The sequence below is a fragment of the Thioclava sp. DLFJ5-1 genome, from assembly GCF_002020115.1.
GTDB lineage: Bacteria > Pseudomonadota > Alphaproteobacteria > Rhodobacterales > Rhodobacteraceae > Thioclava > Thioclava sediminum.
The window spans coordinates 184,560-196,177 of the sequence record NZ_MPZU01000007.1 but is presented as its reverse complement, the minus strand read 5'-3'; the positions used below and the strand labels follow the sequence as shown (position 1 = coordinate 196,177).

The window sequence follows — 11,618 nt, the reverse complement described above, 5'->3', positions numbered from 1 at the left end:
GATATGCTCCGGTCCGCATCGATCATCGACCAAACCGCCCGCATATCTCTTCAGATATCTATCAATGTCAAAGAGCGTGAGGCCAAAAAGAACCGGAAGCGCTTACTTTGTAGCGCAGCCCGCCCTCAAACCTCAGTAGTGTTCGTTGCCGTCCGTGTCAGCGTTGCTGGCCCTTCCGGCGCCCCGTTGCGGTGTGTGCCGCTTCGGTGAGAGGCGTTCTACGCATAGCGACCGTGGTCCGCAACAGGTTTTTTCATCTGATCGTCACTTTTTTCTCGAAGCCCTTATTTTGTTGGTCAAAAAAACGGCGAAAAGCAAAGGCGATGGGCTTGGGGCCGAAAGGCCGACAAGGAATCGCCCTATACTGCCCCGGGGTCACCCGACTCTGCTACGCGCAAATCACCCGGATTCACATTGATCACCGGGTGAATCGCGCCCGCCTCTCAGGTGAATCGCCCCCGCCCTGCCCCACGCCCCCCTGAATCGCGAACGCCGCCCCCGGAGGAGCGGCGCTCGATGAATCTCAGAGAGCTCGGGGCCTCAAACGATTGGCCGATCACGCGCGCAGAATTCTCCCGCGCGCTTTCCAGATCGCGGGGATCAGCATCGCCGCGTAGATCGCAGCCAGGATCACCATCAGCAGCCAGATCCGCGTGAAGACCATCCCCACCGCGATGACCGTGCCGATCAGCAGCACACCCACCGCGCGGCGAGGAATGCGCATCGCTTTGGGCGAGAAGGTCTTAATCCGCGAGATCATCAGCAGACCGACGAAGCCCAGCCAGACCGCCACGACCACCGGCACCGCGCGCGCATCGCCGAGATCGGCGAAACTGACGAACATCGGCAATAGGGCGAGCCCTGCCCCTGCGGGTGCGGGCACCCCCGTGAAGTGGCGCATCGACTCGGGCTCGGCGCGCATCACGTTGAACCGTGCGAGGCGCAGGCAGGCCGCCCCGGTATAGACCAGCACGAAGACCCAGCCGAAGGCGTGCGTCTCCCCCAGGGCGAAGCGGTAGAGCAGAAGACCGGGCGCCACGCCGAAGCAGAGGAAGTCGGATAGGCTGTCGAGCTCCGCTCCGAAATCCGAGGACGCATTGAGTCGTCGCGCGAGCAACCCGTCCATCCCGTCGATCAGCGCCGCGAGCAGGATCAGCACCACCGCGCTCTCGAACCGGTCATCCATCGCGAAACGGATCGAGGTCAGCCCCAGCCCCATCCCGGCAATCGTGACGAGGTTCGGCACCAGTTGCAGAAACGGCAACCGGTCCTTTTCATGCGGGTCGAGTTCGTGGTCTTTCATCGCGCCCTCCTCGAGCCTCTCTTACCGAATGCCGCCGGAGCGCGCTTGTTCCGTGCTTTCGAGATCGGCGATCACGGTTTCGCCCGCGACCATGTTCTGGCCGATGCAGACGAGCGGGTTCACCCCTTCGGGCAGGTAGATGTCTAGACGCGAGCCAAACCGGATCAGGCCGAAGCGCTCGCCGGTCATCAGGCTCTGGCCTTCTTTCGACCAGCACAGGATGCGCCGCGCGACGAGGCCTGCGATCTGCACGACCCCGTATTGGCGCCCGTCGGGCAGCGTCACGGCAAGCCCGTTGCGCTCATTGTCCGAGCTTGCCTTGTCGAGCGAGGCATTGAGGAATTTCCCCGGGCGATAGGCGACCTTCGAAACCCGCCCCGCGCAGGGCAGCCGGTTCACGTGGCAGTTGAAGACCGACATGAAGACCGAGACGCGGGTCATCGGCTTGTCGCCGAGGCCCAGCTCCGCCGGCGGCACGGCCGGTTCCAGCAGCGAGACCACGCCATCGGCGGGCGAGACCATAAGCCCCTCGCGGGTGGGCGTCACCCGCGGCGGATCGCGGAAGAAGTAATAGCACCAGACGGTCAGCCCGACCCCGATCCAGCCCAGAGGCTCCCAGATCAGGAAAAGGATGAACGTGATGCCCGCGAAGATGGCGACGAACTTGCGCCCTTCGGGATGCATCGGTTTGACGAAGGTGGAGAGCATGGAGACGGACATACGGGCCTCTTGAACTGTTTGCCCGTGCTTACCCCAGTTGCGCGGCGATGGAAACGGGGCGGGGAATTGGCACCGGAGGCAGCTTTATGCCCGACTCTTTCTGTCGGATTGACATTTCCGACAAAACTACTCACCTATGGGCGGACAGGAATCCCCCTCCTCGGAAACAGGGCACACGACCATGATCATCTGCCATTGTCAGGCTATCAGCGATCGCGACATCCATGCCGCCATCGACTGGATGCGCAAATCGGACCCGAGCACGATCATCACCCCGGGCAAGATCTATCACGCGCTCGGGAAGCGGGCCGACTGCGGTGGATGCATGCCGCTCTTTCTTTCCACGATGCGCAAGAATACCAATTTGAAAGTGCCGGTCGAACTGACCGGGCTGAGACAGGCACCAATGGAAGGAAGACGACATGAAGGGCGACGCTAAGGTCATCGACTATCTCAACGCAGCTCTGCGCAGCGAATTGACGGCCGTTTCGCAATACTGGCTGCACTTCCGAATGCAGGAGGACTGGGGCCTTGCCGCGATGGCGAAGAAATCGCGCGAGGAATCCATCGAGGAGATGCATCACGCCGACAAGCTGATCGCGCGCATCCTGTTCCTCGAAGGCCATCCCAACCTGCAAAAACTCGACCCGCTGCGCATCGGCGAAGGCCCGCGCGAAACGCTCGAATGCGACCTCGCAGGAGAGCATGACGCGCTGACCCTCTATCGCGAGGCGCGCGACCATTGCGAAAGCGTACGCGATTACGTCTCGAAGGATCTGTTCGAGGAACTGATCGCGGATGAGGAAGGCCATGTCGATTTCCTCGAGACGCAGCTCGATCTCTACGACCGCGTGGGCGCGCAGAACTACGCCCTGCTCAACGCCGCGAAGATGGACGAGGCGGAGTAAGCCCCCGCCCCTCGCAGGTCAGACAGGCCCGAAGGCGCTCCGAACGGGGCGCCTTCTTCTTTTTTGCGGGCAAAAGATCGGGGGCGCCGCCCCCGCTTCGACTTCGCCGAATTCACCCCCGGGATATTTGACGCAGTTGGAAATCAGAGCCCGCGCGGCCCTTCCAACTGCCCGAAATATCCCGGGGGAGGCGCGGCACGCGCCGGGGGCGGAGCCCCAAACGAAAAGCGGCCCCCGAATGGGAGCCGCTTTCCAAGTCGTATTCGCGAAGTTTAGCGCTTCGAGAACTGGAAGCTACGACGGGCTTTCGCACGGCCGTATTTCTTACGTTCCACAACGCGCGAGTCGCGGGTCAGGAAGCCTGCGGCTTTCAGAGCCGGACGCAGCGAGGGATCGTAGAGCTGCAGCGCTTTCGAGATGCCGTGCTTGACTGCACCGGCCTGGCCCGAGAGGCCGCCGCCTGCGACGGTCGCGTAGACGTCGAACTGGCCGTCCACATTCGCCACGCCGAAGGGCTGGTTCACGATCAGCTGAAGCACGGGACGCGCGAAGTACTTGTCCATAGCCTTGCCGTTCACTTCGACCTTGCCGGTGCCCGGCTTGACCCAGACGCGGGCGACCGCGTCTTTACGCTTGCCGGTGGCATAGGAGCGGCCTTGCGCGTCGCGCACGGGCTCACGGGGCGTGGAGGTTTCGGTTTCGGTGGCGCCAGCGTTGTCCGAGCCGGTCACGACCGATTTCAGATCGTCGAGGGTCTTGATATCGTCGGCCATGATCAGCTCCGGGTGTTCTTCTTGTTCATCGACTTGACGTCGAGAACTTCAGGCTGTTGCGCTTCGTGCGGATGCTCGGCACCAGCGTAGACACGCAGGTTCGCCATCTGCGCACGACCCAGACGGTTGCGCGAGATCATGCGCTCGACCGCCTTCATAACCACGCGCTCGGGATGCGCGCCCTCGAGGATCTGACGCGCGGTGCGCGACTTGATCCCACCGGGGTGGTTGGTGTGCCAGTAGTAGGTCTTGTCGTCACGCTTCTTGCCGGTCATCTGCACCTTGTCGGCGTTGATGACGATGACGTTGTCGCCCATGTCCATGTGCGGCGTGAAGGTGGCCTTGTGCTTGCCACGCAGACGCATTGCGACGATCGACGCGAGACGGCCCAGCACGACGCCTTCAGCGTCGATGATGACCCATTTCTTCTCGATCTCCGCGGGTTTTGCGGTGTAGGTTTTCATCTGTGATCTGCCCTTGTGGGGTATTTCGAATTCTGATGCGGGCTTTTGCGCGATTCCGGACGCGTTTTCAAGTGGGTTGCGACGGAATTTATTTAGCAAAAACAATGCGATAAAAATTAGGTATCAAAATACCCCACATCTCGACGCGATGTTGGGCCGGGTTAGAGGCTCTGCCTACGGCGCATCCGCGCCTCCCCCGGGATATTTGCGCCAAGGCGAAGAGGCAGAGTGCGCAGCGCCCTACCCCATCGCCCGCGGCGGGATCGAATAAGTCATGCTCGCGCGCGCAACGGGTCGATCGTCCCCCTCGGAATAGATCAGCGCATCGCCCACGGCGAGGACGCGGCCCAGCTTGAGTACCCGGATCTTCGCGATCAGGTCGGCCCCTGCGGCGGGCTTGCGCATGAAATCCATGCTCGCATTCGTCGTCACCGCCAGCGCCACGCGCCCGATCCGCGCGAGGATCGCGATATAGATCCCGACATCGGCCAGCGCGAACATGTTCGGCCCCGAGACCGTGCCGCCGGGCCGCAAATGGCGCTCTTCCACCTTCAGGCGCACCACGAGCTCGTCCTCATCGAGTGCCTCGATCGCGAAGTCGCCTTTCACCTGCGGAAACGCCTCGTCGAGAAATTCCGCGAGCTCGTCGCGATCCATTACCAGCGCCATGCGCCCTCCCCTTTTCTTGTCCCTCGCTCGCTCCTAGAGTTTCGCCAAAGAGGAGGAGTTTCAATGACCGATCTGGTGATCCGCGAGGATAATGGCGCGGTGGCGCATCTGACGATGAACAGCCCCGGCAGTCTCAACGCGCTGTCCGATGCGATGCTGGCCGCGCTCAAGGCGCGGTTTTCTGAGCTGGCCGAGGATACAAGCATCAAGGTCGTGGTGCTGCGCGGCGCGGGTAAGGCGTTCTGCGCGGGCCATGACCTCAAGGAGATGCAGCGCGGGCGCGAGGCCGAGGATCAGGGCCGCGCCTATTTCGCCGATCTCTTCTTCCGCTGCGCCGAGGTAATGCAGATGATCCCGGCCCTGCCCCAGCCGGTGATCGCCGAGGCGCATGGCATCGCGACCGCCGCCGGCTGTCAGCTGGTCGCGTCCTGCGATCTGGCCGTGGCGGCCGAAGGCACGCGGTTCGGGGTGAACGGGGTGAATATCGGGCTGTTCTGCTCGACCCCGATGGTGGCGCTCTCGCGCAACGTGCCGCGCAAGGTGGCCTTCGAGATGCTGACCACCGGCGAGTTCATCGATGCCGCCCGCGCCCGCGAGGTCGGGTTGGTCAATCGCATCGCGCCGCATGAGGAGCTTGGCGCCGAGACCGAGAAGCTGGCGCAGACCATCGCAGGCAAGCTGGGCGCCGCCGTGAAGATCGGCAAGCGCGCCTTCTACGACCAGGCCAATATGGACCTCGCGCAGGCCTATGAGCACACGGCTGCGGTGATGGTCGAGAACATGCTCTGGCGTGATACGAAGGAAGGCGTGCAGGCCTTCATCGAGAAGCGCAAGCCGGACTGGGCCGAATGAGGGGGCGGAGTAAACCCGCTCAGCCCACCACCATATCGTCGCGATGGATCAGCGCCGCGCGGCCGGGATAGCCGAGGATCTCCTCGATCTCGCCCGAGCGGTGCCCCGCGATCAGCCGCGCCTCGTCGCCGGTGTAGCGCACGAGCCCCTTGCCCAGCACCGCACGGTCCGGCCCCGCAATCGTGACCGGATCGCCGCGCCCGAAGCGTCCGACGACCTTGGTGACCCCTGCGGGCAGCAGCGACTTGCCAGAGCGCAGCGCATTGGCGGCCCCCTCATCGACGAACAGCTCGCCCCGCGGCTTCATCGCCGCGATCCAGCGTTTGCGCGCCGCCTGCGGATCGCCCTCCGGCAGGAACCAGCTGCAGCGCCCGCCCTGCCCCAATGCGGCCACCGGATGCTCGGCGAAGCCTTCCGCAATCGCCATCGCACAGCCCCCCGCCACCGCGACCTTCGCCGCCAGCAGTTTCGTCTTCATCCCACCCTTCGAGAGGCCTGAGACGGGATCGCCCGCCATCGCCTCGATCTCGGGGGTGATATGTTCGATCACCGGCAGATGCTCGGCGCTCGGGTCGGTCTTGGGGTTCGCGGTGTAAAGCCCGTCGACATCGGACAGCAGGAGCAGCTGATCGGCGCCGATCGTCACAGCGATCTGGGCGGCGAGCCGGTCGTTGTCGCCGAAGCGAATCTCGTCGGTCGCGACCGTGTCGTTCTCGTTCACGATGGGCACGACGCCGAGGCTCAGCAGCGTCTCTAGCGTCGCGCGCGAATTGAGGTAGCGGCGTCGGTCGGCGGTATCTTCGAGCGTCACCAGAACCTGCGCGGTGCTCACGTCATGCGGCCCCAGAACTTCCTCATAGGCCCGCGCGAGGCGGATCTGTCCCACCGCCGCCGCGGCCTGGCTCTGCTCAAGCGGCAGCGTTGCGCCCGCGAGACCGAGCACCCGACGCCCCAAGGCGATGGACCCGGAGGACACGATCACCACGCCAGTTCCGCGTGCCCGCAGCGCAGCGACATCAGCGGCCAGCGAGCGCAGCCAATCCGCGCGCAATCCGCTCTGATCGACGAGCAGCGCCGATCCGATCTTGATCACCAGACGCTTTGCCTGCGCCAGAGCGGGCGCGCTCACGGTTGCCATGCTCCGCCCTCGTCCTCCGGCTTCGGCTTGTCCTTGGCGATCTCCGCCCAGAGCGCGCGCAGCACATCCGGCACGCCCTTCTTCGACACGCCCGACATCAGCATCACGCGCCCACCCGAGGCCTCTTCAAGCTCCGCCTGGCGCTCGGCCAGCGTCTCTTCGTCGATCGCGTCGATCTTGTTGAGCACGGTGACGCGCGGCTTCTCGGCGAGGATTGCCGAATAGGCCTCCAACTCGCCGATGATCGTGCGCCAATCCTCGACCGGATCTTCCGCCGTGCCATCCACCAGATGCAGCAGCACCGAGCAGCGCTCGACATGACCGAGGAACTGATCGCCCAGACCCCGCCCCTCAGAGGCGCCCTCGATCAGCCCCGGAATATCGGCCACGACGAATTCGCGCCCGTCGATACCGACAACGCCCAGATTGGGCACCAGCGTCGTGAAGGGATAATCCGCAATCTTCGGCCGCGCGTTCGAGGTCGCAGCCAGGAAAGTCGACTTGCCCGCATTGGGCAGACCCAGAAGCCCCGCATCCGCGATCAGCTTCAGGCGCAGCCAGATCGTGCGCTCGACGCCTTCCTGACCGGGATTCGCGCGTTGCGGCGCACGGTTCGTGGAAGATTTGAAATGCAGGTTGCCCCAGCCGCCATTGCCGCCCTTGGCGAGCAGCACGCGCTGACCCACCTCGGTCATGTCGGCGATCAGCGTCTCCTGATCCTCATCGAGGATCTCGGTGCCGACCGGCACTTTCAGCACGACGTCATCGCCGTCCTTGCCGGTGCATTGGCTGCCCATGCCGTGCTGGCCGGTTTTTGCGAAAAAATGCTGCTGGTAACGGAAATCGATCAGCGTGTTGAGCCCTTCGACCGCCTCGATCCAGACCGAGCCGCCCTTGCCGCCGTCGCCGCCATCGGGGCCGCCGAATTCGATATATTTCTCGCGCCGGAACGAGACGCAGCCCGCGCCGCCGCCACCCGAGCGGATATAGACCTTGGCGAGATCGAGGAATTTCATGGTCAGACCCCTTTCATCAAGGCGCCGGGATAGCCGTCCGCGCGCGCAGGATCAAGCGCCGCGTGGGGGCGCTGCCCCCACCCCCCCGGGATATTTTCACCAAGAGGAAGGGGAATGCGCATCGCGAGGCGGGGTCTCGCAGATCATGTCGAAGTGCCGGAGCTTTCGCCCCAATGCCCGGTTTTCCTGAAGCGACTCGCCTGTGATGCGGAATCCGAGCTTCTCGAGAACCCTGCGCGAGCGGTGATTGCCCTCGAAATAGCCCGCCGCAAGCGGCTTCGCATCCGCGGTATCGAAATGCACAGCGATGACGGCACGCCCTGCTTCGGTCGCATAACCGTGGCCCCAATGGTCTCGCCCCAACCAATAGCCGAATGCGCCGACCTTTCCGATCACTCCACAAAAATCGCCCTGTCGCGTGATTCCCCAGACTCCCCCGAAATTCTCGCGATTGGCGGCGACGAATGCCTCGGCATCGGTTCTGGTGTAGGGATACGGCATCTTCGCGAGCCAGCGCGCGACTTCGAAATCATTCGCGGCATGCGTGATCGCATCGACATCTTTCGAAGTCAGGGGACGCAAGACAAGGCGCGGCGTTTCGATCCGGTGCATCTTCCTCTTGGCCCAAATATCCCGGGAGGGTTCGGGAGGGCAGCGCCCTCCCGTTCCCGCGCGCGGTCTGCGTTACATTTTGCGCAGATAGGTCCAGGTCGGAACATGGCGACCGCGCGCGAGCGACCAGCTTTCCGCATCGCCCAGATACTCGAAGCCGCAATTGGTCAGGACACGGGCCGAGCCCGGATTGTCCTGAAACACCTCGGCAAAAAGCGTGCGCGCGTCTTGCGGGTTCGCTTCGATGATCGCGGCGACCGCCTCGGAGGCGAGGCCCGTATTCCAGAACCCCGGTCCAACCCAATAGCCGATCTCGGACTGATCGTCGTCGAGACGGGTCAGCGAGACGACACCCAGCAGCTCGCCCATGCCATGGCGCGAGCCATCGATCGCCCAGACGTCTTCGACGCGGTCGTCAGCCTGTGCGCGTGTGATGAAATTCTCGGCCGTGCCGGGCGGCAGCGGATGCGGGATCGCACGAGTGCCTTCGGCGACGCGTTTGTCGCCGGAATACATCTCGATCAGACCGGCATCCGAACGGCGCAGCGGGCGCAGCACGAAGCGCTCCGTTTCGATCACGGGTTGGGTGGAAATCGTCTCCTGGTACATGGGCGCTCCTCCTCGAAACGCGGACGAACCGGCGGCTCCTCCTGCCGCGTGGTCCTAGTAAATAAATAGGACAGTAGGATGACGATACATCCCCCGACCCGGTAAATTTTCTCGCCGCGACTGCAAACATTTGCGTGCTGCAGTGCAAAGAGAAAGGGGACCGGCCTTTCAGCCGATCCCCCGATTTTGTGACACTTTCGTCGGTCGGGTTACTCGGCGGCCTCCGCAGCCGGGAGGACCGATACGAAGGTGCGGCCCTTGAGGCCTTTATGGAAGGTGACGCGGCCTTCAGCCGTTGCAAAGATGGTGTGATCCTTGCCGAGGCCGACGCCCTCACCCGGCCACCACTTGGTGCCGCGCTGACGCACGATGATGTTGCCCGGGATCGCTGCCTGACCGCCGAACAGTTTCACGCCAAGACGACGACCCGCAGAGTCGCGGCCGTTACGGGATGAACCGCCTGCTTTCTTGTGTGCCATGGGTGTCTCTCCTTATTTCGCGAGCTCTTTGGCCTGCTCGACCCAGTCGGGCTTGACCTTGGTAGCTTCAAAGGTTTCGGGATCGACCGAAGCGAGCTGAGCGTAGGTGGTGATGCCAGCTTCGTTCAGCTTCTTCTCGGCCGCCGGGCCGAGACCGGTGATGACCTTCAGATCGTCCGCTTCCGCGACGGCGGCATCAGCCTTCGGCGCGGCTTTCGGAGCAGCAGCGGCCTTGGCGGGCTTGGCCGGAGCGGCTTCGCCTTTGCCACCATGCGCTGCACGACGTGCGATCGCGGTGCCCACGGCTTCCTTCACGCCCGACTTGTCGCCGCCGGTGGCGAGGACGTCGGTGACGCGCAGCAGGGTCAGCTGCTGACGGTGACCACGGGTACGCTGCGACGAGTGCTTACGACGACGCTTGTGGTAGGTGATGACCTTGTCGGCCTTGATGTTGTCGATGACTTCCGCCTGCACGGCCGCACCTTCGACGAGCGGGGTGCCGAACTGGGGCTTGTCGCCGCCGACCATCAGAATCTCGTTGAACTGGACTTTATCGCCAGCTTCGGCTGCGAGCAGTTCTACGCGGAGCAGATCGCCCGCCTGAACCTTGTATTGCTTGCCGCCGGTCTTGAGGACCGCAAACATGGGTCTTTCCTTTTCTTCATCCGCGCCCTGTGGCCCCTGATCGGAGTTCGTTGGACCTGTCGGCCCGCCGTCGGACTGCGCGCTCCTCATGGGAGCGAAGTTGCAAAAACGAGGCCCGGCGGAAAGAAGACTCTCCGCCGGGTCGGGCCGATATCGGGGATCAGCCCCCATCTGTCAAGGAAAAACGAGGTTTTATCCGCATTCGCTCCAGCGGGCGAGCGCCTCCGCCGCAGAGAGCCGCCGCCCCTGCGCGCCCGCCTGCCCCGGCGTCGCCGAGAGCCGTGGCGCGGGGGCAGGCTGGGCGATGCCGTCGAGATCGACATACGCCTCTCTTTCGGCGTTCTGCGGATGCGCGATCGCCTCAGCGATCGACAGCACCGGCGTCGCACAGGCATCGCTGCCCGCGAAGATCCCGGCCCAGTCATCCCGGCTGCGAGTCGCAAAGCGCTCGGCGAAAGTATCCCGCAAGGCCGGCCAGTTCGCACGAGCCTCGCGCGCAGGCAAGTCATGGGGCGCGAATCCCAGCCCCGCGATCAACGCCGCATAGAATTGGGGCTCCAGCGCCCCAACCGCCATATGCCCGCCGCAGGCACATTCATAGACCGTGTAGAATGGCGCGGCGCCATCGAGCAGATTCGCCTGCCGCCGATCCACCCATGCCCGCTGCCCGGCCATCCCGGTGATCATCGCCATCAGATGCGCCACCCCGTCGGTGATCGCGCAATCGACGACCTGCCCCCGCCCGGTCTCGCGCGCGCGCCACAGCGCCGCCAGCATCCCGAATGCCAGATAGATTCCACCACCGCCGAAATCGCCCAGAAGATTGAGCGGGATCGCGGGCGCCTCTCCGCCCATCGCATGCAGCGCCCCGGTCAGAGACAGGTAATTGATGTCATGGCCCGCGGTTTGCGACAGCGGTCCTTGCTGCCCCCAGCCCGTCATCCTTCCATAGACCAGCGCCGGATGATCGGGGAAATCCTCGGGCCCCAGCCCAAGCCGCTCCATCACGCCCGGCCGCATGCCTTCGATCACCCCATCGGCGCGGGCGATCAGAGTGCGCACCGCTTCGCGCCCGGCGTCGGATTTCAGATCCAGTTCGACCACGTCGCGGCCCCGGTCGAGCACGTCGACCTCCAGCCCCAGCACATGATTCTCAGCCCCGCCCGAGCAGGGTCGCGCGATGCGGATCACCTCGGCCCCGAAATCCGCCAGACACATCGCCGCAAACGGCGTCGGCCCCAGTCCGGAAATCTCGACGATGCGCAGCCCGCTGAGCGGTCCCGTCCCCTTGCCCCCGGTTCGCTTGGCCATTCGCCCCTCCTTATCGCCCCGTCAGAGGGGCTCTGCCCCGCTGGCTCCGCCAGCCCCCGGGATATTTCTGCCAATCCGAAAGAGAATGCCCTCCCCTTCGGCTTGGATCAAATATCCCC

General features: G+C 64.2%; 15 protein-coding genes. 3 read left to right on the top strand and 12 right to left on the bottom strand.

Annotation, left to right across the window (positions count from 1 at the left end; all coding sequences use genetic code 11):
• Positions 1 to 556: 556 nt before the first annotated feature.
• Both pssA and BMI86_RS19205 read right to left on the bottom strand, forming a co-directional pair.
• Positions 557 to 1,303 carry a CDP-diacylglycerol--serine O-phosphatidyltransferase gene (gene pssA, locus BMI86_RS19210; protein WP_078542763.1) on the bottom strand — a complete coding sequence of 249 codons (747 nt, stop codon included), beginning with the start codon at positions 1,301 to 1,303 and terminating at the stop codon, positions 557 to 559.
• A gap of 21 nt (positions 1,304 to 1,324) precedes the next feature.
• Positions 1,325 to 2,023: a phosphatidylserine decarboxylase gene (locus BMI86_RS19205; RefSeq protein ID WP_078542762.1), complete on the bottom strand. Its 699-nt coding sequence runs from the start codon at positions 2,021 to 2,023 to the stop codon at positions 1,325 to 1,327.
• A gap of 181 nt (positions 2,024 to 2,204) precedes the next feature.
• Between BMI86_RS19205 and BMI86_RS19200 the strand changes: the two genes are divergently transcribed.
• Both BMI86_RS19200 and bfr read left to right on the top strand, forming a co-directional pair.
• Complete coding sequence (locus tag BMI86_RS19200; protein ID WP_078542761.1) at positions 2,205 to 2,462, top strand: (2Fe-2S)-binding protein; 258 nt, start codon at positions 2,205 to 2,207, stop codon at positions 2,460 to 2,462.
• A complete protein-coding gene (gene bfr, locus BMI86_RS19195) occupies positions 2,446 to 2,931 on the top strand; it encodes a bacterioferritin (RefSeq protein ID WP_078542760.1) in 486 nt (161 codons plus the stop codon). Before BMI86_RS19200 ends, bfr begins: the two co-directional genes overlap by 17 nt.
• A 272-nt stretch (positions 2,932 to 3,203) precedes the next feature.
• On the opposite strand, the gene rpsI is transcribed toward bfr, so the two are convergent.
• The 3 genes from rpsI to BMI86_RS19180 form a co-directional block, all read right to left on the bottom strand.
• Positions 3,204 to 3,704: a 30S ribosomal protein S9 gene (gene rpsI, locus BMI86_RS19190; RefSeq protein ID WP_078522796.1), complete on the bottom strand. Its 501-nt coding sequence runs from the start codon at positions 3,702 to 3,704 to the stop codon at positions 3,204 to 3,206.
• A 2-nt stretch (positions 3,705 to 3,706) separates the two neighbouring features.
• Positions 3,707 to 4,168: a 50S ribosomal protein L13 gene (rplM, locus tag BMI86_RS19185; protein ID WP_078522797.1), complete on the bottom strand. Its 462-nt coding sequence runs from the start codon at positions 4,166 to 4,168 to the stop codon at positions 3,707 to 3,709.
• Between the two features lie 240 nt (positions 4,169 to 4,408).
• Positions 4,409 to 4,837, bottom strand: a complete 429-nt coding sequence (locus BMI86_RS19180; protein ID WP_078542759.1) for a PaaI family thioesterase — start codon at positions 4,835 to 4,837, stop codon at positions 4,409 to 4,411.
• Positions 4,838 to 4,900: 63 nt separating this feature from the next.
• On the opposite strand from BMI86_RS19180, the gene BMI86_RS19175 reads away from it, so the two are divergent.
• Positions 4,901 to 5,689, top strand: coding sequence for an enoyl-CoA hydratase (locus tag BMI86_RS19175; protein ID WP_078542758.1), 789 nt, complete (start codon positions 4,901 to 4,903; stop codon positions 5,687 to 5,689).
• A gap of 19 nt (positions 5,690 to 5,708) precedes the next feature.
• Here BMI86_RS19175 and proB read toward each other — a convergent pair whose 3' ends face one another.
• From proB to BMI86_RS19140, 7 genes are all read right to left on the bottom strand, one after another.
• Entirely contained in the window at positions 5,709 to 6,827 is a 1,119-nt protein-coding gene (gene proB / locus BMI86_RS19170) for a glutamate 5-kinase (RefSeq protein ID WP_078542757.1), read from the bottom strand.
• Positions 6,815 to 7,843 carry a GTPase ObgE gene (gene obgE, locus BMI86_RS19165; protein WP_078542756.1) on the bottom strand — a complete coding sequence of 343 codons (1,029 nt, stop codon included), beginning with the start codon at positions 7,841 to 7,843 and terminating at the stop codon, positions 6,815 to 6,817. Before obgE ends, proB begins: the two co-directional genes overlap by 13 nt.
• Before the next feature lie 96 nt (positions 7,844 to 7,939).
• On the bottom strand, positions 7,940 to 8,455 hold the full coding sequence (locus tag BMI86_RS19160) for a GNAT family N-acetyltransferase (RefSeq protein ID WP_078542755.1): 516 nt from the start codon (positions 8,453 to 8,455) through the stop codon (positions 7,940 to 7,942).
• A 72-nt stretch (positions 8,456 to 8,527) separates the two neighbouring features.
• Entirely contained in the window at positions 8,528 to 9,064 is a 537-nt protein-coding gene (locus BMI86_RS19155) for a GNAT family N-acetyltransferase (protein WP_078522803.1), read from the bottom strand.
• Between the two features lie 209 nt (positions 9,065 to 9,273).
• Positions 9,274 to 9,543 carry a 50S ribosomal protein L27 gene (rpmA, locus tag BMI86_RS19150; protein WP_075775480.1) on the bottom strand — a complete coding sequence of 90 codons (270 nt, stop codon included), beginning with the start codon at positions 9,541 to 9,543 and terminating at the stop codon, positions 9,274 to 9,276.
• Between the two features lie 12 nt (positions 9,544 to 9,555).
• On the bottom strand, positions 9,556 to 10,188 hold the full coding sequence (locus BMI86_RS19145) for a 50S ribosomal protein L21 (protein WP_078522804.1): 633 nt from the start codon (positions 10,186 to 10,188) through the stop codon (positions 9,556 to 9,558).
• A gap of 192 nt (positions 10,189 to 10,380) precedes the next feature.
• Positions 10,381 to 11,499 carry a CaiB/BaiF CoA-transferase family protein gene (locus tag BMI86_RS19140; RefSeq protein ID WP_078542754.1) on the bottom strand — a complete coding sequence of 373 codons (1,119 nt, stop codon included), beginning with the start codon at positions 11,497 to 11,499 and terminating at the stop codon, positions 10,381 to 10,383.
• Positions 11,500 to 11,618 lie beyond the last annotated feature (119 nt).

Bases quoted from the DNA above. Each gene is read 5' to 3' on its own strand.
- BMI86_RS19200 (WP_078542761.1), top strand. From the start codon at position 2,205: ATGATCATCTGCCATTGTCAGGCTATCAGCGATCGCGACATCCATGCC.
- BMI86_RS19140 (WP_078542754.1), bottom strand. From the start codon at position 11,499: ATGGCCAAGCGAACCGGGGGCAAGGGGACGGGACCGCTCAGCGGGCTG.
- BMI86_RS19175 (WP_078542758.1), top strand. From the start codon at position 4,901: ATGACCGATCTGGTGATCCGCGAGGATAATGGCGCGGTGGCGCATCTG.
- BMI86_RS19155 (WP_078522803.1), bottom strand. From the start codon at position 9,064: ATGTACCAGGAGACGATTTCCACCCAACCCGTGATCGAAACGGAGCGC.
- rpsI (WP_078522796.1), bottom strand. From the start codon at position 3,704: ATGGCCGACGATATCAAGACCCTCGACGATCTGAAATCGGTCGTGACC.
- rplM (WP_078522797.1), bottom strand. From the start codon at position 4,168: ATGAAAACCTACACCGCAAAACCCGCGGAGATCGAGAAGAAATGGGTC.
- proB (WP_078542757.1), bottom strand. From the start codon at position 6,827: ATGGCAACCGTGAGCGCGCCCGCTCTGGCGCAGGCAAAGCGTCTGGTG.
- pssA (WP_078542763.1), bottom strand. From the start codon at position 1,303: ATGAAAGACCACGAACTCGACCCGCATGAAAAGGACCGGTTGCCGTTT.
- BMI86_RS19160 (WP_078542755.1), bottom strand. From the start codon at position 8,455: ATGCACCGGATCGAAACGCCGCGCCTTGTCTTGCGTCCCCTGACTTCG.
- BMI86_RS19145 (WP_078522804.1), bottom strand. From the start codon at position 10,188: ATGTTTGCGGTCCTCAAGACCGGCGGCAAGCAATACAAGGTTCAGGCG.
- obgE (WP_078542756.1), bottom strand. From the start codon at position 7,843: ATGAAATTCCTCGATCTCGCCAAGGTCTATATCCGCTCGGGTGGCGGC.
- bfr (WP_078542760.1), top strand. From the start codon at position 2,446: ATGAAGGGCGACGCTAAGGTCATCGACTATCTCAACGCAGCTCTGCGC.
- BMI86_RS19205 (WP_078542762.1), bottom strand. From the start codon at position 2,023: ATGTCCGTCTCCATGCTCTCCACCTTCGTCAAACCGATGCATCCCGAA.
- BMI86_RS19180 (WP_078542759.1), bottom strand. From the start codon at position 4,837: ATGGCGCTGGTAATGGATCGCGACGAGCTCGCGGAATTTCTCGACGAG.
- rpmA (WP_075775480.1), bottom strand. From the start codon at position 9,543: ATGGCACACAAGAAAGCAGGCGGTTCATCCCGTAACGGCCGCGACTCT.